Origin of the sequence: Mesorhizobium sp. C432A (assembly GCF_030323145.1) — a bacterium.
Lineage (GTDB): Bacteria > Pseudomonadota > Alphaproteobacteria > Rhizobiales > Rhizobiaceae > Mesorhizobium.
On the sequence record NZ_CP100470.1, the window covers coordinates 5,341,988 to 5,363,859 of the forward strand.

The 21,872-nt window shown below is 62.9% G+C and carries 25 protein-coding genes and 1 pseudogene; 10 read left to right on the forward strand and 16 right to left on the reverse strand.

The genetic code is table 11. The annotated features are described in order from the left end of the window. Positions 1–10 precede the first annotated feature (10 nt). From NLY33_RS26305 to cysS, 3 genes are all read right to left on the reverse strand, one after another. Positions 11–397 carry a VOC family protein gene (locus tag NLY33_RS26305; RefSeq protein ID WP_023684472.1) on the reverse strand — a complete coding sequence of 129 codons (387 nt, stop codon included), beginning with the start codon at positions 395–397 and terminating at the stop codon, positions 11–13. After that, positions 394–798: an endonuclease domain-containing protein gene (locus NLY33_RS26310; RefSeq protein WP_023684473.1), complete on the reverse strand. Its 405-nt coding sequence runs from the start codon at positions 796–798 to the stop codon at positions 394–396. The genes NLY33_RS26305 and NLY33_RS26310 overlap by 4 nt, the downstream gene beginning before the upstream one ends. 283 nt (positions 799–1,081) lie before the next feature. Beyond that, positions 1,082–2,515, reverse strand: coding sequence for a cysteine--tRNA ligase (gene cysS / locus NLY33_RS26315; RefSeq protein WP_023705380.1), 1,434 nt, complete (start codon positions 2,513–2,515; stop codon positions 1,082–1,084). 390 nt (positions 2,516–2,905) lie between these two features. Here cysS and NLY33_RS26320 point away from each other — a divergent pair, with 390 nt between their 5' ends. Further along, a complete protein-coding gene (locus tag NLY33_RS26320) occupies positions 2,906–3,061 on the forward strand; it encodes a hypothetical protein (RefSeq protein ID WP_023673568.1) in 156 nt (51 codons plus the stop codon). A 138-nt stretch (positions 3,062–3,199) separates the two neighbouring features. Here the strand turns inward: NLY33_RS26320 and NLY33_RS26325 are convergent. After that, a pseudogene (locus NLY33_RS26325) lies at positions 3,200–3,959 on the reverse strand (SOS response-associated peptidase). A gap of 125 nt (positions 3,960–4,084) precedes the next feature. Here NLY33_RS26325 and NLY33_RS26330 point away from each other — a divergent pair. The 4 genes from NLY33_RS26330 (at position 4,085) to NLY33_RS26345 (ending at position 6,434) form a co-directional block, all read left to right on the forward strand. Beyond that, on the forward strand, positions 4,085–4,492 hold the full coding sequence (locus tag NLY33_RS26330; protein WP_031196461.1) for an NUDIX hydrolase: 408 nt from the start codon (positions 4,085–4,087) through the stop codon (positions 4,490–4,492). 68 nt (positions 4,493–4,560) lie between these two features. Then, positions 4,561–4,938 (forward strand): TIGR02301 family protein, encoded by a 378-nt coding sequence (locus NLY33_RS26335; RefSeq protein WP_023705383.1) that lies wholly within the window; start codon positions 4,561–4,563, stop codon positions 4,936–4,938. 328 nt (positions 4,939–5,266) lie between these two features. Beyond that, positions 5,267–5,524, forward strand: coding sequence for a hypothetical protein (locus NLY33_RS26340; RefSeq protein WP_023673564.1), 258 nt, complete (start codon positions 5,267–5,269; stop codon positions 5,522–5,524). A gap of 106 nt (positions 5,525–5,630) precedes the next feature. Further along, positions 5,631–6,434 (forward strand): hypothetical protein, encoded by an 804-nt coding sequence (locus NLY33_RS26345; protein ID WP_023705384.1) that lies wholly within the window; start codon positions 5,631–5,633, stop codon positions 6,432–6,434. A gap of 21 nt (positions 6,435–6,455) precedes the next feature. Here the strand turns inward: NLY33_RS26345 and NLY33_RS26350 are convergent, their stop codons facing one another. From NLY33_RS26350 to NLY33_RS26360, 3 genes are all read right to left on the reverse strand, one after another. Next, the gene (locus NLY33_RS26350; RefSeq protein ID WP_023684480.1) at positions 6,456–7,184 is read right to left on the reverse strand and encodes a nucleotidyl transferase AbiEii/AbiGii toxin family protein; all 729 of its coding nucleotides are present in this window, start codon (positions 7,182–7,184) and stop codon (positions 6,456–6,458) included. A gap of 62 nt (positions 7,185–7,246) precedes the next feature. Beyond that, entirely contained in the window at positions 7,247–7,474 is a 228-nt protein-coding gene (locus NLY33_RS26355; RefSeq protein ID WP_027049982.1) for a hypothetical protein, read from the reverse strand. Between the two features lie 54 nt (positions 7,475–7,528). Beyond that, positions 7,529–8,860, reverse strand: a complete 1,332-nt coding sequence (locus tag NLY33_RS26360; protein WP_023705385.1) for a dihydroorotase — start codon at positions 8,858–8,860, stop codon at positions 7,529–7,531. 82 nt (positions 8,861–8,942) lie between these two features. On the opposite strand from NLY33_RS26360, the gene ygfZ reads away from it, so the two are divergent. The 3 genes from ygfZ to NLY33_RS26375 all read left to right on the forward strand — a co-directional run bounded on the left by ygfZ (position 8,943) and on the right by NLY33_RS26375 (position 12,641). Further along, positions 8,943–9,803, forward strand: a complete 861-nt coding sequence (gene ygfZ / locus NLY33_RS26365) for a CAF17-like 4Fe-4S cluster assembly/insertion protein YgfZ (protein WP_023684483.1) — start codon at positions 8,943–8,945, stop codon at positions 9,801–9,803. Beyond that, positions 9,803–10,441, forward strand: a complete 639-nt coding sequence (locus NLY33_RS26370) for an HD domain-containing protein (protein ID WP_023670260.1) — start codon at positions 9,803–9,805, stop codon at positions 10,439–10,441. The genes ygfZ and NLY33_RS26370 overlap by 1 nt, the downstream gene beginning before the upstream one ends. Positions 10,442–10,508: 67 nt before the next feature. Next, positions 10,509–12,641, forward strand: a complete 2,133-nt coding sequence (locus NLY33_RS26375; RefSeq protein WP_023705386.1) for a putative bifunctional diguanylate cyclase/phosphodiesterase — start codon at positions 10,509–10,511, stop codon at positions 12,639–12,641. Here the strand turns inward: NLY33_RS26375 and NLY33_RS26380 are convergent. Next, the gene (locus NLY33_RS26380) at positions 12,610–13,458 is read right to left on the reverse strand and encodes an AraC family transcriptional regulator (protein WP_031196463.1); all 849 of its coding nucleotides are present in this window, start codon (positions 13,456–13,458) and stop codon (positions 12,610–12,612) included. The two genes, NLY33_RS26375 and NLY33_RS26380, sit on opposite strands and share 32 nt — an antisense overlap. A gap of 91 nt (positions 13,459–13,549) precedes the next feature. Here NLY33_RS26380 and NLY33_RS26385 point away from each other — a divergent pair, with 91 nt between their 5' ends. After that, a complete protein-coding gene (locus tag NLY33_RS26385; RefSeq protein ID WP_023705387.1) occupies positions 13,550–14,716 on the forward strand; it encodes an amidohydrolase in 1,167 nt (388 codons plus the stop codon). A gap of 12 nt (positions 14,717–14,728) precedes the next feature. Here the strand turns inward: NLY33_RS26385 and NLY33_RS26390 are convergent, their stop codons facing one another. Next, positions 14,729–15,646 carry a fatty acid desaturase family protein gene (locus NLY33_RS26390; RefSeq protein ID WP_023705388.1) on the reverse strand — a complete coding sequence of 306 codons (918 nt, stop codon included), beginning with the start codon at positions 15,644–15,646 and terminating at the stop codon, positions 14,729–14,731. Between the two features lie 87 nt (positions 15,647–15,733). Between NLY33_RS26390 and NLY33_RS26395 the strand changes: the two genes are divergently transcribed. Continuing rightward, positions 15,734–16,633, forward strand: a complete 900-nt coding sequence (locus NLY33_RS26395) for a LysR substrate-binding domain-containing protein (protein ID WP_023670255.1) — start codon at positions 15,734–15,736, stop codon at positions 16,631–16,633. A gap of 13 nt (positions 16,634–16,646) precedes the next feature. On the opposite strand, the gene NLY33_RS26400 is transcribed toward NLY33_RS26395, so the two are convergent. The 7 genes from NLY33_RS26400 to NLY33_RS26430 form a co-directional block, all read right to left on the reverse strand. Next, positions 16,647–16,919 (reverse strand): DUF3303 domain-containing protein, encoded by a 273-nt coding sequence (locus NLY33_RS26400; RefSeq protein ID WP_023670254.1) that lies wholly within the window; start codon positions 16,917–16,919, stop codon positions 16,647–16,649. A gap of 38 nt (positions 16,920–16,957) precedes the next feature. Next, positions 16,958–18,421 carry a RimK family ATP-grasp domain-containing protein gene (locus NLY33_RS26405; RefSeq protein WP_023692866.1) on the reverse strand — a complete coding sequence of 488 codons (1,464 nt, stop codon included), beginning with the start codon at positions 18,419–18,421 and terminating at the stop codon, positions 16,958–16,960. Positions 18,422–18,426: 5 nt separating this feature from the next. Beyond that, a complete protein-coding gene (locus NLY33_RS26410) occupies positions 18,427–19,524 on the reverse strand; it encodes a peptidase C39 family protein (RefSeq protein WP_023705389.1) in 1,098 nt (365 codons plus the stop codon). A gap of 206 nt (positions 19,525–19,730) precedes the next feature. Beyond that, positions 19,731–20,522, reverse strand: coding sequence for an anti-sigma factor family protein (locus NLY33_RS26415; protein ID WP_023687291.1), 792 nt, complete (start codon positions 20,520–20,522; stop codon positions 19,731–19,733). After that, positions 20,519–21,037 carry an RNA polymerase sigma factor gene (locus NLY33_RS26420; RefSeq protein WP_023670250.1) on the reverse strand — a complete coding sequence of 173 codons (519 nt, stop codon included), beginning with the start codon at positions 21,035–21,037 and terminating at the stop codon, positions 20,519–20,521. The genes NLY33_RS26415 and NLY33_RS26420 overlap by 4 nt, the downstream gene beginning before the upstream one ends. A 162-nt stretch (positions 21,038–21,199) precedes the next feature. After that, positions 21,200–21,616: a type II toxin-antitoxin system VapC family toxin gene (locus NLY33_RS26425; RefSeq protein WP_023708433.1), complete on the reverse strand. Its 417-nt coding sequence runs from the start codon at positions 21,614–21,616 to the stop codon at positions 21,200–21,202. After that, positions 21,616–21,858 carry a type II toxin-antitoxin system VapB family antitoxin gene (locus NLY33_RS26430; RefSeq protein WP_023705392.1) on the reverse strand — a complete coding sequence of 81 codons (243 nt, stop codon included), beginning with the start codon at positions 21,856–21,858 and terminating at the stop codon, positions 21,616–21,618. The genes NLY33_RS26425 and NLY33_RS26430 overlap by 1 nt, the downstream gene beginning before the upstream one ends. Positions 21,859–21,872: the final 14 nt, after the last annotated feature.

Consider the following 21,872-nt stretch of genomic DNA (forward strand, 5'->3'; position numbering starts at 1 on the left):
CGTTTCATAGTCATTCGGGCGCATGGCAGACGGCCTCGACATTGTTGCCGTCGGGATCCAAGACGAAGGCGCCGTAATAGTCCGGGTGATAATGCGGGCGCAGCCCCGGCCCGCCATTGTCCTTGCCGCCGGCGGCGAGCGCCGCGGCATGGAAGGCGTCGACCTCGGCGCGGCTGCGCGCGGTGAAGGCGACGTGCTGATGGGTCCTCGGCTTGTCATCGCTGGCCTGCAGCCAGAACACCGGCCGGTCGCGGCCATAACCGCCGACCTTGGCGCCGCCGGTATATTCCAGTGGCACCATGTAGATCAGCGAGGCGCCAAGCGGCGCCATCGCCTGGTCATAAAAGGCTTTCGACGCGCCGAAATCGGCGACATTGATGCCGAGATGGTCGATCATGAAACAAGTTCCTCCCTTGCTGGCGCCGGCACGTCGGCGCCGGCCAAGCCGGCCTCGATCACGATGTGCTGGCAGACATTGTCGATATCGCGGATGACGTCGTCGTTCCAGAAGCGCAGGATGGTCCAGCCACTGGCACTCAATTGAGCGCTGCGTGCCTTGTCGCGTTCTGCATCTTCTACGTCGGCATGCTGACTGCCATCAACCTCGACTACGAGGTGGTGGGCCGAACAGGCGAAGTCGACAATGTAGGGCCTAATCGGTACCTGTCGGCGAAAGCTCATCCCCATCAGCCGGTGAGCCCGCAACTCATTCCACAGTTTCAGCTCGGCATCGGTCATGACGCGACGCATGGACTTTGCATTCTTGCGCTGACGCGATGGAACGAGGTCGTGACCCATGCTCAGGCCACTCCGCGCTGGCGATTAGCGAAAACCGAGGCGAGGGCTGATCTCCCCCCTTGCGGGGGAGATGTCCGGCAGGACAGAGGGGGGTGCTGTCCCGCCAGCGTCTCAACCGGCAGCCATTGCGTTCTCAGAAAGTGGCCGAAATGAAAGTGGGCAAGAAGGAACGCTGGCGTTCCTTCACACCCCCCTCTGTCCTGCCGGACATCTCCCCCGCAAGGGGGGAGATTGGCTGTCGCTCCGGCCTTCGCCAATCTTACAACGGTGTCTCGCGCCACCCTCACCGCTTTACCTCCCACGTCGTCACGCGTTCGCCAGTGATAGGATCCTTGCCGTCTTTCAGCTGCACGCCCTGCGCCAGAAGCTCATCGCGGATGCGATCGGCTTCGGCCCAGTTTTTCGCTGCGATCAGTTCCAAGCGCTTGGCGATCGCCTTGGCGACCGCAACCTCGTCGACCTTGGCCGCGCCGATATCGAAGCCGAGGAACAACAGCGATGCCTTCAGCGATGCGGCCGCTTCGTTGCCCTCCGCGGCCTCACCGGCAAGCTGCGTGAGCTGCTGGAAGGCGGCATAGGTGGCGAGGTCGTCAGACAGCGCCGCCACAACCTCCGCCGGAACTTGCCCTGCCGACGGGGCGAGATCGGCGGCGCGCTTCCATTTGCGCAGCGTATTCTCGGCCTCTTCCAGCTTGCGTACGGAAAAGTCGATCGGCTCGCGGTAATGCGTCATCAGCATCGCCAGCCGCAGCACCTCGCCCGGCCATTTGCGGCCGCCGAAAGTGTCGGTCTCCAGCAGTTCGGCGATGGCGTAGAAATTGCCGAGGCTCTTCGACATTTTCTGGCCCTCGACCTGCAGGAAGCCGTTGTGCATCCAGACATTGGCCATGACGTCGGTGCCGTGGGCGCAACGCGACTGGGCGATCTCGTTCTCATGGTGCGGGAAGATCAAATCGAGGCCGCCGCCATGAATGTCGAAGACATCGCCGAGATAGGCGGCCGACATGGCCGAGCATTCGATGTGCCAGCCCGGACGGCCCCTGCCCCACGGGCTGTCCCAGCCGGGCTCTTCCGGTGACGACAATTTCCACAGCACGAAATCGCCCGGGTTCTTCTTGTGAGCGTCGACGGCAATTCGCGCACCGGCCTGCTGTTCGTCGAGATTGCGCTTCGACAGCTCGCCATAATCCGGCATCGAGGCGGTGTCGAACAGCACTTCGCCGGCGGCGACATAGGCGTGGCCGCGTTCGATCAAACGTTCGATGAGGGTGATCATGTCAACCTTGCCGTCGGCGCGGCGCGCAACGAACTCGGTGGCGCGCGGCTCGACCGTAGGCGGCAAGCAACCGAGTGCGGCGACATCCTTGTGGTACTGGTCGGCGGTCTTTTCGGTGACGCGGCGGATCGCCTCGTTGAGCGTCAGGTTTCCCGACGCGATCTCGGCGCCGAAATCGCGCAGCGCGCGGGCGTTAATCTTGTCGTCGACATCTGTGATGTTGCGCACATACGTGACACCAGCCTCGCCGTAGAGGTGACGCAGCAAACGGAACAGCACGTCGAAGACGATCGCCGGACGCGCATTGCCGATATGGGCAAAGTCGTAGACGGTCGGACCGCAGACATACATGCGCACATTCGACGGGTCGATCGGGACGAACACGTCCTTCGTCCGCGTTAGCGTGTTGTAGAGGCTGAGACCCTTCGATGCGTCAGACATGCGTGCCCTTCCGGTCCGTTAAGTTCTGGATGGAGCCTACCTGTGCCAAGGCACAAATCGGGCTCCAGCCTGCTGGCCGGGGCGTTTGTCCACTCTGGGGAAAGATGAGGCGAAAACGTCCGGACCAGCGCGAAGCTAGCCAATAATGCAAATGCCACAAATGGCGAAAAACGTTTTCATCGGCGGCTTTATCGCCTTGGCCGGTGTTGCCGTCAAGTCGCAACTTCCGGCAAAAGCGTCGCTGGATCATAGGTCAGGAGCCGCTGAAACATTTTATTAAACATGTCGGCACAGTCATGAAACATTCGCCGGCTAGTCCACCATAGGTCACGATTCGGTCAGATTCGGCCGGCAAACGCAGACACGGAAATGTTACCAGGGAAGAGATCGATGTCACGAACCAAGCAGGAATCGAGCCGCGCCAAGCAACCGGCGCTCGCCAACCACTACCGTGCGATCGGTCCGGCCGCGATCGTCGCCGCCCTTCTCCATACCGCGAAGAATAAAAAGCCGGCGCCGAAAATCACTTCGCCCCGCGCTGCCTGAACAGGCATCGTGCCGGCCGCCGACAAGGCGTGCGCCGGAACGGAAGGCTGAGGCGCCCATAGCGCGCCTGAAAACAACAGCTCTTCCTATTGAGCAGGTTCTTCCCGAAGACCGGACCTGGCTTCTTGGGAGCGCGCTCTAAAACAGCGTCATCTGACTGTCGTCCGCGCCGGGCTTCTGGCGCCTGACCTTGCCGGGCTCGACGATGCCCATGTCCTGTATCTCCGGCCCGATGTTGGCGACCTTGTTGACGAGGTCGGAGACCGGAATTGCCTCGAAGAAATCGGGCAGCGCGGGCTTGAGCAGGTCGGCCACATCGCGCGGTTCGAGCGTGCGGCAGTCCAGCCAGCCGGGCAAAATCTTCAGGCGCGATCACCACCGGCATCCGGTCATGGATATGGGCGATGCCGGCATTGGCGTTGACGGTAAGAATAGCGCCGGTGTCCATTTCCGAACCGCCCGGCTCGGCATAGGTTTCGATCAGCCCGGCAAAGGCGATCAACCCGCCATGCCTAGGCCGTATCCAGTAGGGCTGGCCCTTCTTGCCGCTGCCGGATTGCTGCCACTCATAGAAGCCGGAGGCCGGCACCAAGGCACGGCGATGGCGCATGGCGGCTTTGAACGAGGCTTTTTCAATAGCGCCTTCCGAACGCGCGTTGATGAGCAGCGGAAATTTCCTGGTGTCCTTGACCCAGGTGGGGACCAGCCCCCAGCGCACCAGCATCGCCTGGCGATCCGGGAAATTCGAGCCCGGCATGCGCGGCGGCCCCGACAGCGCCATTAGCACCGGCTGCGTCGGCGCGATGTTGTAGCGGGCCGGAAAATCCTCCAGCTCCGCCAGGCCGAACAAGGCGGCGGTCTGGTCCGGCGTGGCCGTCAGGGCAAAGCGTCCGCACATGGGAAAGCTCGATGAATTGATCCGATCGCGAACGTGGCGATGGAACCGGCGCTGCGCAACCGCTAAAGCTGCTCGCTGCCAGCCGGTCCACAAGGGTTTGGCCTCACATAGGCGAAACGAGATCGATGAACGAGCAGCGCAAGACACTTCCCGCAGTCTCGGTCGCCGTCGTGCGCGGCAGGACGGTGCTGCTGGTCAAACGGGCGCGGCCGCCGTCGCAGGGGCTTTATGCCTTTCCCGGCGGCAAGGTCGAGCCCGGCGAGACGCTGCAAGAAGCAGCGTCGCGCGAATTGCTGGAGGAAACCGGGCTGCGGGCGCAGGACTATCGTCCGCTTCGCGACATCCACATCGACGGCAGCGGCGAGAATCACGCGGTCGACTATCTGCTGACCGTGTTCGGCGCCGTTTATGCCGGCGGCGAAGCGACGGCCAGCGACGATGCCGAGACCGCCGCCTTCTATAGTCTTGATGAAATGGCGACGCTGCCGCTCGCGGGTGACGTCATGGAGGTGGCTGAAGAGCTTTTGGCCTGAAGCAGGCCCATATCTGCCCGCTCCGAGAATCGCCTTGCAGGCGACAAAATGTTTCGTCAGATAGACTTATGACCCGCACCTCGCTGTTCCTTGCCGCATGCATCGCCGCCGCCACGGCTTTTGCCGTGCAGCCGGCGCTGGCCGCCGAGTCGCCGTTCGAGCCCGGGCTGATGCGACTGGCCGAGGTGCTGGGGTCGCTGCATTTCCTGCGCAATCTGTGCGGCGAAAAGGGCGACCAGTGGCGCACCGAGATGGAAAAGCTGATCGATTCGGAAAATCCCGATCCGGAGCGGCGTGCCCGCTTCATCGCCAGCTTCAACCGCGGTTACCGTTCCTTCGGCGGCACCTATACCCAATGCACGCCGTCAGCGACCGAAGCCATCAGCCGCTACATGAAGGAAGGCGAGACGCTGTCGCGCGACATCGCCTCGCGTTACGGCAACTGACGAGCGCCAGACGGCGTTTAGCCAACGCCTTTTCGAGCACCCGCCTTGTATCCACGGCACGTTGATGCAATCTTGGTGTTGCACTTGCGCAACAGTATTAACGAAACGTTAGCGCGCGAATGCGGAATTAACTCAAACTGAAGGTTTTCATCCCGCTCACCGGTCTAATCGGCTAAGTTTGAATCGGACCGAACGCAGGCGACGAAGTTTGTAAAGACGATCAAAAAAATGTCGTATTTACAGATACTTACTTAGCCTGCGTGAGATAGGGGCAGCCCAAGCCGGATCCGACCCGTCGGACCGCCGCTTGAAAAGGTGGACATCGCAAATGGAACATGGCGTCAACGACATCGACGCGCTTGTCAGGGAAGAAAAGCGCCTGACCGCGGTGGAAAGCCATAGCGAGGCCTGGGCGGAAGGTCTGTCGGCCGGCATAGAACCTGAGATCATCGCCGAGGCAGCGCTTGAAACCGCGTTCGGCGAGATGCTGCGAGCCAATGGCGAAACCTCGGCCCTTGCCCTGCTCGATCGCATGCGTGAAAAGGTGATCGCCGGCGCCTTCGAGCCGGAGCGGTTTCGGCACTAGGCGTCGCGCGTCTCAGAGGGTGCACTGCCAGCTTACCGGTTCTTTGACGACGGCGAGTCGTTTGGGCATCATGCCTGAAGAGCCTAGGCCCGAGGAGAGGCAAGCGGTGAATTTTTCGATGTCAGGCCGGCCTCGCGGCGTGGTCCTCAGCATCTGGCTTGCCGCTTCCTGCGCCGCGGTTCCGCTGGCGCTTGTCCTGACCAGCAACCCTGCCTATGCGCTGAGCGAGATCAAGCGCGAGGAGCTTCCAGCTCCTGCCGGGCCACCAGCCAATGGTGAGACGGCGCCGTCTGAAAATTCAGTGCCAATGCCCGATCTGCCCGGCACGGCGCCACCGGCCGCCAGCCAGCCGAAATCGCCCACGGAGCCCGAACAAAGCCAACCGGAAGCCCCCGCCAACGATGGCGGCGTGGCCAACCCAAGTGCCGATCCCGAAGGGCCGGTGCCTGAAGTCGTCTACGACCTTTCCAAATTGCCGGAGCCCGTCAGGCGCATGCGCGATCTGATGGTCGAGGCCTGCGTCAGCGGCGACATCGAGAAGCTGCGGCCGCTGATCGGCAAGGGCGACACCATGACCCAATTGTCGCTGGGCGAAATCGAGGGCGACCCGATCGCGTTCCTGAAAGGGCTATCGGGCGACAAGGAAGGTCAGGAAATCCTCGCTATCCTGGAAGAGGTGCTCAATGCCGGCTATGTCCATGTAGACGTCGGCACACCGCAGGAACTCTATGTCTGGCCCTATTTCTTCGCCCTGCCGCTGGACAAGCTCAACGCCAGACAGCGGGTCGAACTGTTCAAGATCGTCACCGCCGGCGACTATGACGACATGAAGCAGTTCGGCGCCTACATCTTCTACCGCGTCGGCATCACGCCGGCCGGGCAGTGGACATTCTTCGTCGCCGGGGATTGAACGGCGATTCCCCTGGGATGGCTACTGGCTAGGGCTAGAAAGCTCGAGGCCTGTGTCAGGCCATATGCGGATACCTTCATTTCGAAGGGCCGAAATCGCTTCGACCGCCGCGTTGGGATCCATTTGCAGCACCTCGGCGGCATGCCGCAATTCTTCCTTGTCCCGCAGCCTGTTTACCACCCAAGCCACCTTGCGCTCGATATCCACGCCATAGGCCGCCTTCGCCTTGCCAACAGCGTCGCTCGGGATTTCCTTATAGATGCCAACCAGCACTCCAAGATCGATGGCATCGCGATATGCAATTGCACGGTCCTGACATCGATCCGCGTTCGCCAGCAACTTCTCGGCAAACATATCCGCCGGGACCAGGGCGGATACATTCAGATCGTCGTCGAAATGGCCTCGCAGTTTTATGCGGCCTTCGCGGATGACTTCAAACTTGATCGTTTGGCCTTTCAACCGCACGATCGTCCGCAAGCCATATTGATCGATCTGGAAGTCCCGAACAGCCTCGACCGGCTCAGGAAAGAATGCTCTGACGCCACGTTCGGCTGCGGAGGTCCGCAATTCGCGATAGCCATCACTGTCGGCACACAGGAAGTCCACATCCAGTGAGCGGCGATATTCCCCGAATTTCATAACGATCGCAGTGCCACCGCCGAACCAGCACTGGTTTGCGGTCAGGAAATGGCGATCCATCAACCCGAGCGCTTCGGCAATGATCTGGTGCTCGGGCCTCTTGAATTCCATCATGACGCTCGCGGTGTGTCCTGTTGATATTCCGGCTGCGAGGAACGATCAGGTGAGGGAAATCAGCCGGCGGTCAAGAGCACGCCGTGACCGAATTTGTCTGCCAAACTTTGGATAAGCATCTTCTCACGCACAGTAAGACGCTTTTGATCGACAAACCGCCAATTACGCTCATACAGCGCAAATGCCTCTTCGGCCGGAATCGGGCGTGCCGCATCGCGGTTCCAGGCGAGCGCCTGGAGCTCCGGAAACTCCGCAGGGACAATCATGGGCGCGATATCTGCGTTCATAATGCCCTTAACGTAGTGGATAGCGCTTAAAAAATCCAACGCAGCAAGAAACCGCTAAGCCGGCAGCGCCTCGGAAAACTCTACCGGCCTGCCCTGCCCGGGCGTGACGATCTCGCCTTCCCACATCACGCGACGACCGCGCACGATGGTGCCGATCGGCCAGCCGGTGACTTCCTTGCCGTCATAGGGCGTCCAGCCGGCCCTGGAGCCGGCTTGCGCATTGGTGATGGTCTCGCGCCGCTGGAGGTCGACAATGGTGAAATCGGCATCGTAGCCGGCGGCGATGCGGCCTTTCCTGGCCATGCCGAAGATGCGCTGCGGGCCGTGGCTGGAGAGGTCGACGAAGCGCTGCAGGGTCAGCAGGCCTGAATTGACGTGGTCGAGCATGATCGGCACCAGCGTCTGCACCCCGGTCATGCCAGACGGTGAGGCCGGATAGGGCTTTGCCTTTTCGGCCAGCGTGTGGGGGGCGTGGTCGGAGCCGAGCACATCGACAATGCCTTGCGCAATGCCGTGCCAGACGCCGTCGCGATGGCGGGCCGCGCGAACCGGCGGATTCATCTGGATCAGCGTGCCCAGCCGCGCATAGTCGTCGGCGGTGAGCGTCAAATGGTGCGGCGTCGCCTCGCAGGTGGCGACATCCTTGTGCTGTTCGAGGAACACGATCTCTTCGGCAGTGGAGATGTGCAGGACATGGATGCGGGCGCGGGTGCTGCGCGCGATGCGCACCAGCCGCTCGGTGCAGCGCAAGGCCGCGATCTCGTCGCGCCAGACGGGGTGTGAGGACGGGTCGCCCTCGACGCGCAAGCCGAGGCGCTCGCGCAGCCGGAACTCGTCCTCCGAGTGAAAGGCGGCGCGGCGGCGGGTGTTGCGCAGGATCGATGCGACACCCTCGTCGTCCTCGACTAGCAGGTCGCCGGTGGACGAGCCCATGAACACCTTTATCCCGGCAGCACCCGGCAGCCGCTCGAGCTCACCGACATCATTGGCATTCTCGCGTGTGCCGCCAACCCAGAAGGCGAAGTCGCAATGCATCCGGCTGGTGGCGCGGCGCACCTTGTCGGCAAGCGCCGCCTCGCTGGTGGTCAGCGGATTGGTGTTGGGCATTTCGAAGACGGCGGTGACCCCGCCCAGAACAGCGGCGCGAGATCCACTCTCGAGATCTTCCTTGTGCTCCAGCCCCGGCTCGCGAAAATGCACCTGGCTGTCAACGACGCCGGGCAGGACGTGCAGCCCGCGACAGTCGATCGCTTCGCCGGCCGAAGCTTGGCGAAGATCGCCCATTGCGACGATGCGACCACCCTTGACGCCGACATCGCGCGCGCCCTCGCCATCATGGTTGACCACCGTGCCGCCTGTCAGGATGAGGTCGTAGGTGGTGGCCATGGGCGTTCGGTCTCTTGCGGGGGGAGTATCGTCGGCTTACGTAAAGGCCGCCCGTTTTGCAAGATCAGGTTCTTTGCCACCCATGCCTTTTGCCCTGCTCAAAGACCGCGCTCTCATTTCCGTGTCAGGCCCGGATGCCGAGCATTTTTTGCAGAACATCCTCACCACCGACCTCGACACGCTGGCCGTCGACGCGGCAAAGCCCGGTGCGCTGCTTTCGCCGCAAGGCAAGATCCTGTTTGATTTCCTGATCTCGCGTAGCGGCGAAGACGCATTCCGGCTGGATTGCCGTGCCGATATCGCAGACGACTTCCTGCGCCGGCTGATGCTTTACAAGCTGCGCGCCAAGGCCGAGATTGCTAGGCAGGATCAAGTGCTTGTGACGGTTGCCTGGGGCGATGATTCAAGCGCCTCACCTTCTGATTCAACGACACTTGCCGATGTCCGCTTCCGCGATGTGGTTGTGAGCCGTTCCTATGGCGGCGCATCCGCAGGTGGCGACCCGGCTGCGTGGAAGGCGCTCCGCATCGCCAAAGGCATTGCCGAAAGCGGTTCCGATTATCAGCTCGGCGATGCCTTCCCTCACGACGTGCTGCTCGACGAGACCGGCGGCGTCGGCTTCAAGAAAGGCTGCTATGTCGGCCAGGAAGTGGTCTCGCGCATGCAGCATCGCGGCACCGCCAGGCGCCGCGTGCTGATCGTTTCGGCCGACCGCGCCTTACCCGCGCCCGGCACGGAGCTGACGGTTGCGGGGCGGCCGGTCGGCACGCTCGGCTCGACCGCGGGCACGGCCGGACTCGCCATTGCCCGCATCGACCGGGTCAAGGCGGCGCTCGACGCTGGCCAGCCGGTACTGGCCGGTGATGTCACCGTCTCGCTCGCCATCCCGGCCTGGGCGCAGTTCAGCTTTCCCAGGGAAGCCATCGGCGCGGAGGATGCCTGATGGCTGCCGATCGCGTCGGAGCGCCACCGCGCGCGTGGCAGCGCATGCTGTCGGGACGGCGGCTCGACCTGCTCGACCCCTCGCCGCTCGACATCGAAATCTCCGACATCGCCCACGGGCTTGCCCGCGTCGCCCGCTGGAACGGCCAGACCCGCGGCGATCACGCCTTTTCGGTTGCCCAGCATTCGCTGCTGGTCGAGGCGCTGTTCAGCGAGTTGCAGCCGGACGCCTCGGCCAACGCTCAGTTGGCAGCACTGCTGCATGACGCGCCGGAATATGTCATCGGCGACATGATCTCGCCGTTCAAATCGGTAATGGGCGGCTCCTACAAGGAGTGTGAGCTGCGTCTCCAGCGCGCCATCCATCAGCGCTTTTCGCTGCCGCCCGAACTCGGCGTCGGCTTGCGCAAGGAGATCAAGCGCGCCGACCAGATCGCCGCCTATTACGAGGCGACGCTGCTTGCCGGTTTCTCGACCGCGGAAGCAACCGAGTTCTTCGGCCGGCCGCGCGGGTTCAATGCCGACCGCTTCGACTTTAAGCCGCACTCGGTGACCTCGGCGCAAGCTGCCTTCCTCAAACGCTACGCAACGCTTGAAAAGCAACGCCAGGCAACGGTTGCCGTGCATTCGGCGCAGTGAACATACGCTAAATTAACCAGCGGTAACCACAGTACCGGGTTTCGATCACGGTCAGCAGGCACGCCTCATGTCCGTTGCGCACGTCAAGGGTGGTTCGCCCGTCCGCAGACGGGGAGCCGGAGGCGTCGCCGCGCCACGGCAGATCGCCGACGAACTGCGCCACCAGAACGAGCGCTTTTCCGCGGCCGTCGAGAATATGTCGCATGGGCTGTGCATGTTCGACGCCGACGAGCGGATGATCATCTGCAACGGCAACTATATCAGCATCTTCTCCCTCGACGCGAAGATCGTGCGGCCCGGCATCGCGTTCCTGGACATTCTAAAGCACAGCGTCGACATCGGTGTCGCCTCACAGAGCGCCGAAGACCTGTATGCCATCCGCAAGCCCTATATCGAGCGCGCGCAAGCCTCGACCTACGAGGAAATACTGTCGGACGGACGCATCGTTTCCATCACGCACCGGCCGCTGGCCTCAGGCGGCTGGGTGTCGATCTATGAGGACATTACGGAGCAAAGGCGGGCCGAGCAGGAACTGAAGGAGCAGCACCGCCGCTTCGATGCGGCGCTCGCCAACATGTCGCAAGGCCTGTTGATGTACGACGCCGAAGGCACGCTGATCGTGCGCAACCAGCGCTTCCTCGACCTCTACAAGGTCACGCCTGACGACTTCCCGCTCGGCATGAGCCAGCGCGCCCTGCTCGAACAGATGGTGCGACTGCGCATCTATCCGTCGATGGACATCGACGGCGAGATCGCCAACACCAGAGCCAGCCTGCAGGCCGGTGAGGAGCGTTCGACAGACCGCAGCCTTGCCGATGGCCGAACGCTGCTGGTTGCGCGCCGGCCGCTTGCCGGTGGCGGCTGGGTGGCGACCTTCGAAGACATCACCGAGCGCCGGCGCGCCGAAGAGCGCATGAGCCACCTTGCCCATTACGACACGCTGACCGACCTGCCCAACCGATCGATGTTTCGCGAACGGCTCGACCAGGCGATGGCCGGCGATACACCGTTGGCGATCTTCTCGCTCGACCTCGATCGCTTCAAGGCCGTCAACGACACCTGGGGACACCCGGCCGGTGACTGGCTGCTGAAATGCGTGGCGGAGCGGTTGCGGCACAGCCTGCGCAGCGACACCGATGTGGTCGCCCGCCTCGGTGGCGACGAGTTCGCCATCCTGCAGTTCAATCCCAAAGGCGCCACCGATGCGGAACAACTGGCAAAACGCATCGTCGCTGTCGTCAGCCAGCCGTTTCGCGACAAGGGCCGCGACATGCATGTCGGCATCAGCCTTGGCATCGCGCTGTATCCCGGTGACGGCAAGGACGCCGACACGCTTTTGAAGAACGCCGACATGGCGCTTTACAGCGGTAAGAGCGAAGGCCGCAACGTCTACCGCTTTTTCGAGCCCGGCATGGATGCCTTGGTGCGGGCGCGCCTGGCGCTCGAAACCGATCTCGAGACGGCACTGAAGCGGCGGGAGTTCGTGCTGGAGTTCCAGCCGATCACCAACATCGCGTCGGGCAAGATCGTCGGCGCCGAAGCGTTGATGCGGTGGAATTCACCGACGCGCGGCCTGGTGGCGCCCGACGATTTCATCGCAGCCGCCGAAGACAGCGGGCTGATCGTTCCGCTGGGCGAATGGGCGCTGAAACAGGCCTGCAGCGTGGCCGCCGGCTGGCCGCCTGGAATGCGCATCGCCGTCAATGTCTCGGCAGTGCAGATCAGAAGCGCCGACTTTGCCCGCAGCGTGATTTCGGCGCTGGCCGTTTCCGGCGTGCCGGCCAGCCGGCTCGAACTGGAAATCACCGAGACCGTGCTGATGGATGAGAGCGAGACGGTGCTGAAGACGCTGAGACAGCTGCGCGAACTCGGTATCCGCATCGCGCTCGACGATTTCGGCACCGGCTATTCGTCGCTCGGCTATCTCAGGCGTTTTCCCGTCGACAAGATCAAGATCGACCGCTCCTTCATCCACGATATCGACAACAAGGACACGGCGGCGATCGTGCGCACGATCATCGGGCTTGGTGCCGAACTTGGCATCACCGTCACCGCCGAAGGCGTCGAGACCGAAGCGCAGCTCGACATATTGCGCAAGGCTGGCTGCGTCGAGGTGCAGGGCTTTCTGATCGGCATGCCGTCAAAGGCCGCCGACATGGCTCGACTTCTCAAGACGAGGGCAGCGTCCCGGCGCGCCTGAACATCCCCGGCGTCATTCCATGCGCGGCGCGGAAGGTGCGCGAGAGATGGCTTTGGTCGGAGAAGCCGGCCGCAAAGGCGGCACCGGCGAGATCTGAACCTTGCCGGATCAGCAGATCGGCACGGCGCAGCCTGCGGTCACGGATGAAGGCAGCAGGGGTGAGACCCAGCACTTTCCTGAAATCGCGGATAACTTGAAAGCGCGTCACGCCTGCGGCTTCAGCGAGCCGCTGCAAATCGAGGCCCGAGTTCAGATGGTCTTCGATGACCTGTTCATAGACCCGGAGCCGGCTTTTCGATCCGAAGCTTTCGACCGCCTCGCGCCGCCGGCCGCCCCAATCGCCATGGCGCAGGATGAGCTTGCGCAAGGCGATCAGCATGGATGTTTCGGCGCTCGTGGCATCACCCGATGTCGAAGCCAAGTGCGCGACGCCTACTGCCTGGACGAGATCGGCATCATCTACGATCGCTTGTGAAAACAACGGCGGGCGATCCTGCCCGAGTTCGTCCGCGATCGCACCCACGAGCGAGGCCGAGGGATAGAAGGTGCGGTAAGCCCAGCCCTGGTCGGCGCCCGCCTCGCCGTCATGCCATATCTCCGGATTGACGAGCAGAACCGTGCCCGACGGCGCGAGGACAGTCTCGTTGCCGATGCGGACCCGCTCGCACCCTTGCGTGATCAGGGCGACGACATAGGTCGGGTGCGTGTGCAGCTGGTAGCGATGCCGCGTGAAGCGCGCCTTGAGCATGCCAAGATCGCGAAAGCGCGGATGACGCCAGAACTGCGTCGTCTCCTGAGGCTGTTGAATTCCAGACACGGTCAATCCTGTTCAAGACGCTGCCGGCGCAAATCCTTTACGTGCTGGCATCGACAAGGCCGAATTTACGATAGCCGGCAAGGAGAGCGCAATGCTGCACAACGACCCCATCGCCGCCCTCACCCCGCAGGTGGTGGAATGGCGGCATCACATCCACGCCAACCCCGAACTCGGTTTCCAAGAGTATGAGACCGCGCGCTTCGTCGCCGACAAGCTGCGCACCTTCGGGCTTGACGAGGTTCATGAAGGCATAGGCGGCACCGGCGTGGTTGGCGTCCTCAGAGGACGACCAGGCGTGCGCGCCATCGGGCTTCGGGCCGAACTCGATGCCTTGCCCGTGCTGGAGAAGACCGGACTGCCCCACGCGTCGAAAAAAGACGGCGTGATGCATGCCTGCGGCCACGACGGGCACATCGCGATGCTGCTCGGCGCCGCCAAGCTGCTCGCCGACAACAGAGCCTTCGACGGCACCGTCTGTTTCATCTTCCAGCCGGCGGAAGAAAATGAAGGCGGCGCCATGCGGATGATCGAGGACGGACTGTTCGAGCGCTTCCCCGTGGAAGCCGTCTACGCCGTCCACAACTGGCCGGGGCTGCCGCTCGGAAAGATCGCGGCCCGTGCCGGGTCGATGATGGCGGCCGTCGACACTTTCGAACTGAACTTTGAGGGGGCCGGCGCGCATGCCGCCATGCCGCAGCTAGGCGACGATCCCGTGCTCGCGGCCGGCGCCTTCGTTCAAGCCGTGCAGCGCATCGTCAGCCGTTCGGTCGACCCGCAAATGGCGCTGGTCGTTTCGATCACCCAGATCCATGGCGGCAATGTCGGCAACATCGTGCCGGGCAAGGTCTGGCTGCAGGGAACCTGCCGCTTCTTCGAGCCCACTTTGTCGGACCATTGCGAAAGGCTGATCGGCGACATCGCGCAAGGCATTGCCTCGGCGCATGCACTCACCGCCAAGCTCGCCTACAAGAAAGGCTACCCGCCGCTGGTCAACACGTCGGCTGCCACTGACCGGGCCGTCCAGGCGGCAACCGCGGTTATCGGCCGCGAGCAGGTCGAGACCGCATTCAACCCGAGCCTCGGCTGCGAGGATTTTGCCTACATGGTCCGCGAAGCCGGCGGCTGCTATGCCTGGGTCGGCGCAGGAGCGGTCAGACTGGGCGAAGGGCTGCACGGCGATCGCTATGTCTTCAACGACGCCATCGTCCCCACCGTGCTCCGCTATTTCGTCACGCTCGTTGAGCAGACGCTACGCTGACGGCCGAGCGCCTCAGCGCAAAGTCTCGACGTATTTCTCGTGGAAGCTGACATAGCCGGGTTGGACGACTTTGAGATGGCGCTCGATCAGCAGGTGGAAGGCCGGCAGCTGATGGAAGGGCACGCCGGGATTGGCGTGGTGCTCGGCGTGATACGGCATGTTCCAGGCGACTTTGCGCACCAGCCAGTTGGTCAGCGTGGTGCGGGTGTTTTCCAGCATGTTGGCGACAAGCGGGCAGCGGCCATGCTCGGCCAGCAGATAGAGCCTGAGGAAGGGCTGGCCGAGCAGCGCCGGCACGATCCAGACATAGAGCAGTACACTTGCCTCGAACCACAGGGCTAGCGCGGCGACCACGACATAGAAAGCGATCATGGCGCGGGCTTCAGTGCGCACCTTGGGCAGGCCTTTCGGCGGCACGTAGCTGTCGTGGCAGCCGCCAATCGCGTTGGTGTAGAGTGTCTGCAAATGCCCCCACCACACCGGCAGGCCCGAGACGTGGACGATGTATTGCCGCATCGTCTCCGGTTTCGGGAAGGCGAGTTCCGGATCGGTCTCTGGATCCTGGGTGAAACGGTGATGGGCGAAGTGGAAATAGCGAAACCAGTCGGCGGGCAGCGCGATCGCCAGGCTGCAGACCCTTGCGGCGGCATCGTTGAGCCACTGCGTCTCGAACGCCGTCCTGTGCACCGTCTCATGCAGCAGCGTGAACAGGAAGACGATAAGAATGCCTTGCGGCAACATCAACAGCGGCCAGTACGACACCTTGGCCGCAATCAGCCCGCCGATAGCCACAATCGCGCCGAGATGGAAGGCGAGTTGGACCAGACCCGGCCCGTCCGACTTGCCGGTCAGGCGGCTGCGCTGCTCATTGGTCAGAGACGCGACGACGTCGCGATGGTCTCTGGGTTCAAACTGGGCCGATACGGTCATGGCGCCAAGCTACTCGAATAAGAAAGCTTTCGAAAGACGAGGATTTCTGCGACACAGATAAGCTGACCTTACCTATCGGATCACCCAATGACCGCGCTTCCTTCCCTGAGAGGACTTCAAGCCTTCGAGGCGGCGGCGCGCTCGGGGAGTTTCGCCGCAGCGGCGGATGAGCTCTCGATCTCGGCGGCTGCGGTCAGCCAGCTCATTCGCACCGTCGAGGAGCAGATGGGTCGAAAACTGTTCCATCGCGTCAACCGCCGCGTGGTGCTGACGGAAGCCGGCGTCGAGATGCTGCCCCGGCTGACCCTGGCTTTTCGGGAGATCGGCAGCATCGCGCGTGGCAGCGATGCCTTCCGCCCGCGGCTTGTCGTATCGGTGCCGCCGTCCATGGCGATGGGCTGGCTTTCCGAACGCCTCGCCGGCTTTGTCGCCAGCCACGGCGCCGTCGACATATCCCTGCGCGGCGATGACGATCCGGTGCCGTTCGACCGCGAACTGATCGACATCCGGCTGTCCTTCGGCCCGCACTATCGTGAACACCCGAGCGAGGAGATCGTCAGGGACGCCGTCTACCCCGTCTGCGCGCCAGAACTCACCGCCAAAACCGACAGCCTCGCCGGCCTGCCACTGATTCACACCGACTGGGGACCGACCGGCGCGTCGTTTCCGTCTTGGCGCACATGGTTCGAGGCGGCGGGCATAGAGCCCGGCCGCACAGTGCAGCGCGGCCTGTCGGCGAACTCGTCGCGGGCAGCGCTCGACCTTGCCATTTCAGGGCTGGGCGTGGCGCTGGCGCAAGGCATTTATTGCGCCGGGGCGCTGGAATTGGGCCGTTTGGTCCGGGCTAATGCCCTATCGATCGCGCTGCGTCAGCCCTATTGCCTGACGATCCCGGAACGCAGTGCAAGGCGCGACCTGGTGGCGGCGTTTCGCAATTGGCTGATTGAGGAATGCCGGCGGTCGGTGGGTTCGCCGGTGCTCGGCTGATGGACCGAACTGCTCAGAGATGGCCGGCCAGTGCGGCGACCATGTCCTTGTTCGTCGCCACGGGAATGATCTCGAACTCCACCAGGTCAGACCATTCGATGACCCAGCGCTGCAGCAGCGTGACGTCATCGGCCTCGACCAGCAGGAAGCAGCGGCTCATATCAGCCGCGATCCAGGAGTGGTGCACGACAAGCGCGTCCGGCTTCAATCGGCCGCGCTCGCCGAAACGGCGGTAGATCTCCTTGCGGTCGCAGCCGGTGAAATCCTCGATGACGATGAACTGCATTTTTCCCCCTCGGTTGAATTACCGCCCGGGACGGCAAACTAACGCCCGGGACGGTCCAGCCGCTCCAGGAACCATTGCGTCAGCCGCACCCAGACTTCGTCCTTTTCGCCGGAATCCTCCCAGCCATGGTCGAGGTTCGGGTTGTCGTTGACCTCGATGACGAAGACGCCATCCTTGGTTTCCTTGAGATCGACGCCGTAAAGCCCGTCGCCGATGCAGCGCGCCGCCTTCACCGCGGTGTCGACGACATGCGGCGGCGTCTCTTTCAGCGTGAAGGTCTTGATGCCGCCCTGGTCGGGCTTGCCGCTGGCCTTGTGGTTGACGATCTGCCAGTGTTTTTTCGCCATCAAATAATGCACGGCAAACAGCGGCTGCCCGCCGAGCACGCCGACGCGCCAGTCATATTCGGTCGGGATGAATTTCTGCGCGATCAGAAGATCGGAATCCTCCAGCCACTCGGTGGCGAGCGTCTTCAGTTCTTCGAAGTTGCCGCATTTCTTGACGCCGCGCGAGAACGATGAATCCGGGATCTTCAGCACCAGCGGAAAGCCCAGCGTCTGCGCCGCCAGTTCGAGGTCCGAGGTGCCGGCTATCATCACCGTCGGCGGCACCGGCACCTTGTTGTAGGCCATCAGTTCGTTGAGATAGACCTTGTTGGTGCAGCGGATCATCGACAGCGGGTCGTCGATCACCGGCATGCCTTCCTGCTGGGCGCGGCGCGCGAAGCGGTAGGTGTGGTTTGAGATCGAGGTGGTCTCGCGGATGAACAGCGCGTCGTAATTGGCGAGCTTGGCCAAGTCCTTCCTGGTGATCGGCTCGATTTCGACGCCCATCTTTTCGGCGATCTTGGCCCAGTAACGCAGCGAGGAAATCTCCGACGGCGGCAGTTCCTCATGCGGATCGACCAGCGTGGCGAAGGTGTAGCGTGCCGGGGTGCGGCCCTTGGTGTCGCGCCACTCGCGGTTGGTGTACGTCTCGAGCGCCTGCACGAATAAGGCTTCTTCCTCCTCGGCCATCCTGGCCAGCGGCAGGAAGCCGATCTTGCGGATCGAAGCCCATTCGGCGCTGTCCTTGATGTGAACCTCAAGCGCCGGAGCGCGGAACCAGTCGAACAAAAGCTTGGCGAAGCGGTCCCAGACCTTCGACGGTCCGATGCCGAAGAAGATGCAGATTTTTTGCGGGAAAACGCCTCCGAGATCCTTGCGGCATTTGTTGAGCGCCAGCTCCAGTTCCGGCAGCGCGTGCTCGTAGAGCTTGCGCTCGGACAGGTCGATCATCGTCTCGACCGTCGGGATGACCTTGTGGCCGCGCGAACCGGCGAGCAGAGAGGCATAATAGCCGCGGCTCTGGTAGGCGTAATTGTTCGACAGGTTGATGACCTTCGGCTGCTGGCCGCGAAACAGCGCCGGATGCGCAAGATAGTCACGGTTGGTGATGATCTTGTGCGGCGTCGCCGCCGGGTCGAGATCGTTCTGACGGCCGGTGAGGATGACCCAGGTCATTGTTATCAGCGTTTCCCAAGAGTGATGGCAGCACGCAGTCCGTCGCGGCCGAATTGCGCCATGTTCATGAAGATGCCGTGCGGCACGGGAATGTTGGCGGCATCGAGGATGGTCTCCTGTCTTTCGTCCTCGACCCAGGGATCGTGGATCAGGATGTGGTCGCCATCGTCGCCGATAGCCAGCACCCAATGCGGCACCTTCTTGCCGAACATCAGGAAGCCGCTGATCAGCACCAGCACCAGTTTTCCCTGAGCCAGGGCGCCGCGGATATCGTCGATGGTGAATGGACGGTAATTCACCGGGATGCCGTAAAGTTCCGCGCGGCGGCGAAAGTCCACCTGGGCAAGTTCCATCACCCGGCGCTTGTCTTCGCTGCGCACCGATTGCAAGAACAGCGCGCCATAGAAGGACACGAAGATTTCCGCCGCAAGCCCGCTTTCGTAGCCGGAAACCGCAAGGCCGAAGGGCTCGCAGCCGCCCGGGCCGGACATCATGAACACGGTCGTTGCCTCGCGCCATAGGCGGATTTCCATGACCGGATCGGGCACGAAGCCGGAATCGAAATTGGCCATCGCCATCATCAGGCAGCATGGACCGCAGGTGAACTCGCAGGTCTGCTGGTAGAACGGGACTTTGGTGGCGACGGGAATATCGCCGCGCAAGGTCTTTTCGTAGCGCAGCGCGGTGGCGCCATCCTCGTAATAGTGGGGCTCGCGACCGATCTTGCGGTAGCCGCTCTGCTCATAGATGCCGATGGCGCGAAGATTGTCCTCGCGCACTTCGAGACGCAACATCATGCGGTCGTGCTCGAAGGCAGCTTCTTCGGCCGCTGCAAGCAGCATGCGGCCAGTGCCGCGGCCGCTGAAAAACGGGCTGGTGGCAAGCGAATAGAGCCGGGCGACGCCGCTGCCCTTGCGAAACAGCACGATGGCGTAGCCGGCGACACGACCATCGCTTTCGGCGACCAGCATCTCGGCTGTCTCGCGTTCGATCAACAAGCGGAAGGAGCGCCGGGAAATGCGGTCACTGGAAAAGACCGCCTTCTCGATGGCGGCGAGGTCATCGACGTCGGACGCGCGGGCCTTGCGAATCTCGGCAGGCATGCGGGTTTGGAAAACCTCGATTGGGTGGAGGAAAAGGCCGCGGTCAAAAACGTCGCAAACATCAGCCGAAACGCCGATATCAGCCAAGCGCTATCGCACCTTGAATAGGGCCGAATTGTGACAGTTCCACCGCGAGTGGCGGGCGGTGACCGCGGCACCGCCAGGTGCGGCGCCGCCTCGGCGCATGACGCCAAAACGGAATGTGCTCAACTGGCGATACCGGCCAGAAGCTGACCGTAGGCGCGCTTGGCGACCGCGGCCAGCTGCTCTCGCGGCAGCGAGCCGACGACGGCGCAGGCATAGCCCTTGTCCAGCCAGTAGACCGCCTCGGGGCCGTCGGCGTCCGCCATGTAGGTGCCCTTGGACTTGGCTGAGGAATCAGCGGTAACGAACAAGGAGATGCGCTGACCCTTGGCGTCCTCGTAAAGCAGCATCGCTGCCTTGCCCTGGCCGGCGGGCAGCAGCCGGCCGCCAACCAGCTGGAAGCCTTCCGCCACCAGATCCGGCGCGACCAGTTTCAGGCCGACGCGGTTGGACAGCCAGGTCTGCAGGTGATCCTTGTCGCTTGCCGGCACTTCCACCGCATGGCGCTGTTCGGCGGCATAGATGACATGGGCGGCGATCGCCTCTTCGGCCAGTTGGTCATCGGCGCCATCTTCCCTGCCGATGCCGTCGATGCCGGCAAAATAGCCGCCAAGACCGCCGATGACGAGCACTGCGGCCGCCGCGGCCGCAAGCCACCAGCGCGACTGCCGCGCCGCCGCTTTGGTCGCGCCTTCACCGCTAACGATCTGCTTGAACAGCACCGGCACGGGCTCGTCGAGCACACCGGCAAAGGCGGCGCGCAACGCGGCGCGGTCGGCGGTGTAGCGGGCGCTTTTCGCCTTCATTTCGGGATTGGCGTCGATCCAGGCGTCGTAGGCGGCGCGCTCGTCGCCCGGCAGCTCGCCGTCGAGAGCCATGTGGATATCGCGTTCGGAAAAATCGCGGCGGGTCATTTCTCGACGATCCTTATCGAGCGGCGGCGCGCCGTGTCATCGAGCAGGCTGCGCAGCTCCTCGCGTCCGCGCGCTATGCGCGACATCAGCGTGCCGGCGGGCACGCCGAGAATGTTGGCGGCTTCGGCATAGGAGAATCCTTCGATGGCGACCATGACGAGAGCGGCGCGGCGGTCGGGGCTGATCGCCTGCAATGCGTCGATGATCTCGCGCGAGGCGGCGTTCTCGGCCTGCTCGGCGGGGACTGCCTGCGCCTCGTTTGCGTCAAGCGGCAGGATCGCCGCCTCACCGCGCCGGTTCACCTTGCGCATCTGATCGATGAACAAATGATGCATGATCGTGAACAGCCACCTCCGGGGGCTTTCTCCCGTCTGCCAGCTTTCAAGCCGCAAGAGCGCTCGTTCGAGGCAATCCTGGACGAGATCGTCAGCGGATTCGCGGTCGCGCAGAAGCGAGCGTGCGTAGCGGCGCAGGCGCGGTATTTCGCCAAGGATTGCTGCCTTCTTTTCGTCCATGACCGCTGGTTCTGAGGTCGCCCTTGTTTAACCCGATTGAACGCGCCTTCCCGGCGCGGCGCAAGCGGCCAGCGCGAAGCGGTCTGCCGCCCCGGTCACCCAAGCAGTGAGATAACGAGTTGATCGGCTAAATTATTCCCCGCAATCAACAAAAGGGCCGAATTATCCTAAATCGGTCAGTGCGAAATCATGGCCTTTGTACAGCAGTGGAAGATCGCGGCTTTTCGCGCAGGCGTAAGCAAAACAGTCCCCGAGATTCAGATCCGCCTTGTGGCCAACGGCTTTGCCGTAGCGGGCACTCGCGTCAATGGCCCGAGAGCCGATGTTGTCGTCAATGGCCAGACTCTCTCCCATGATCTCCACAATGAACTCATCGATCAGATCGCGGGCATGGAGAAGGGCTTCAGCGCTGGGTCTGCGCGGGCCGGCGCCGGCCCGTGCCAATGCCTGTGTTGCTTCGAAGTGAACCAACGGAGAAACCCAGACCTGCCCGGAAAAACCGGATAGCTGCTTCAGCAATTGCTCCCACCCAGGTTCCTGGTTGAGAATGGCGACGATCACCGACGCGTCGACAAACATCAGTCTTGCCACATCTCGTCGGTGAACTTCTTCATATCGAAATCGGGATTGGGCAGGCCAAGCTTCCTGGCCCTGTCCTGAAGACTGGCGATCCGATCGCGCAGCGGCACCTTCGCCCGATTGCGCTCAAGTTCGTGCACGAGCGCGACCCGCACCGCCTCCGTTTTGCTCGGAGCGTTCGTCTCGCGTTGCAATCTGCTGGCCAGCGCATCCACTTCGTCGTCGCGGATATAGAGCGGCATCGAATATCCTCCGT

Coding starts and splice junctions, on each gene's coding strand:
- NLY33_RS26305 (WP_023684472.1), bottom strand. CDS start 397: ATGATCGACCATCTCGGCATCAATGTCGCCGATTTCGGCGCGTCGAAA.
- NLY33_RS26310 (WP_023684473.1), bottom strand. CDS start 798: ATGGGTCACGACCTCGTTCCATCGCGTCAGCGCAAGAATGCAAAGTCC.
- cysS (WP_023705380.1), bottom strand. CDS start 2,515: ATGTCTGACGCATCGAAGGGTCTCAGCCTCTACAACACGCTAACGCGG.
- NLY33_RS26320 (WP_023673568.1), top strand. CDS start 2,906: ATGTCACGAACCAAGCAGGAATCGAGCCGCGCCAAGCAACCGGCGCTC.
- NLY33_RS26330 (WP_031196461.1), top strand. CDS start 4,085: ATGAACGAGCAGCGCAAGACACTTCCCGCAGTCTCGGTCGCCGTCGTG.
- NLY33_RS26335 (WP_023705383.1), top strand. CDS start 4,561: ATGACCCGCACCTCGCTGTTCCTTGCCGCATGCATCGCCGCCGCCACG.
- NLY33_RS26340 (WP_023673564.1), top strand. CDS start 5,267: ATGGAACATGGCGTCAACGACATCGACGCGCTTGTCAGGGAAGAAAAG.
- NLY33_RS26350 (WP_023684480.1), bottom strand. CDS start 7,184: ATGGAATTCAAGAGGCCCGAGCACCAGATCATTGCCGAAGCGCTCGGG.
- NLY33_RS26355 (WP_027049982.1), bottom strand. CDS start 7,474: ATGAACGCAGATATCGCGCCCATGATTGTCCCTGCGGAGTTTCCGGAG.
- NLY33_RS26360 (WP_023705385.1), bottom strand. CDS start 8,860: ATGGCCACCACCTACGACCTCATCCTGACAGGCGGCACGGTGGTCAAC.
- ygfZ (WP_023684483.1), top strand. CDS start 8,943: ATGCCTTTTGCCCTGCTCAAAGACCGCGCTCTCATTTCCGTGTCAGGC.
- NLY33_RS26370 (WP_023670260.1), top strand. CDS start 9,803: ATGGCTGCCGATCGCGTCGGAGCGCCACCGCGCGCGTGGCAGCGCATG.
- NLY33_RS26375 (WP_023705386.1), top strand. CDS start 10,509: ATGTCCGTTGCGCACGTCAAGGGTGGTTCGCCCGTCCGCAGACGGGGA.
- NLY33_RS26385 (WP_023705387.1), top strand. CDS start 13,550: ATGCTGCACAACGACCCCATCGCCGCCCTCACCCCGCAGGTGGTGGAA.
- NLY33_RS26390 (WP_023705388.1), bottom strand. CDS start 15,646: ATGACCGTATCGGCCCAGTTTGAACCCAGAGACCATCGCGACGTCGTC.
- NLY33_RS26395 (WP_023670255.1), top strand. CDS start 15,734: ATGACCGCGCTTCCTTCCCTGAGAGGACTTCAAGCCTTCGAGGCGGCG.
- NLY33_RS26400 (WP_023670254.1), bottom strand. CDS start 16,919: ATGCAGTTCATCGTCATCGAGGATTTCACCGGCTGCGACCGCAAGGAG.
- NLY33_RS26405 (WP_023692866.1), bottom strand. CDS start 18,421: ATGACCTGGGTCATCCTCACCGGCCGTCAGAACGATCTCGACCCGGCG.
- NLY33_RS26410 (WP_023705389.1), bottom strand. CDS start 19,524: ATGCCTGCCGAGATTCGCAAGGCCCGCGCGTCCGACGTCGATGACCTC.
- NLY33_RS26415 (WP_023687291.1), bottom strand. CDS start 20,522: ATGACCCGCCGCGATTTTTCCGAACGCGATATCCACATGGCTCTCGAC.
- NLY33_RS26420 (WP_023670250.1), bottom strand. CDS start 21,037: ATGGACGAAAAGAAGGCAGCAATCCTTGGCGAAATACCGCGCCTGCGC.
- NLY33_RS26425 (WP_023708433.1), bottom strand. CDS start 21,616: ATGTTTGTCGACGCGTCGGTGATCGTCGCCATTCTCAACCAGGAACCT.
- NLY33_RS26430 (WP_023705392.1), bottom strand. CDS start 21,858: ATGCCGCTCTATATCCGCGACGACGAAGTGGATGCGCTGGCCAGCAGA.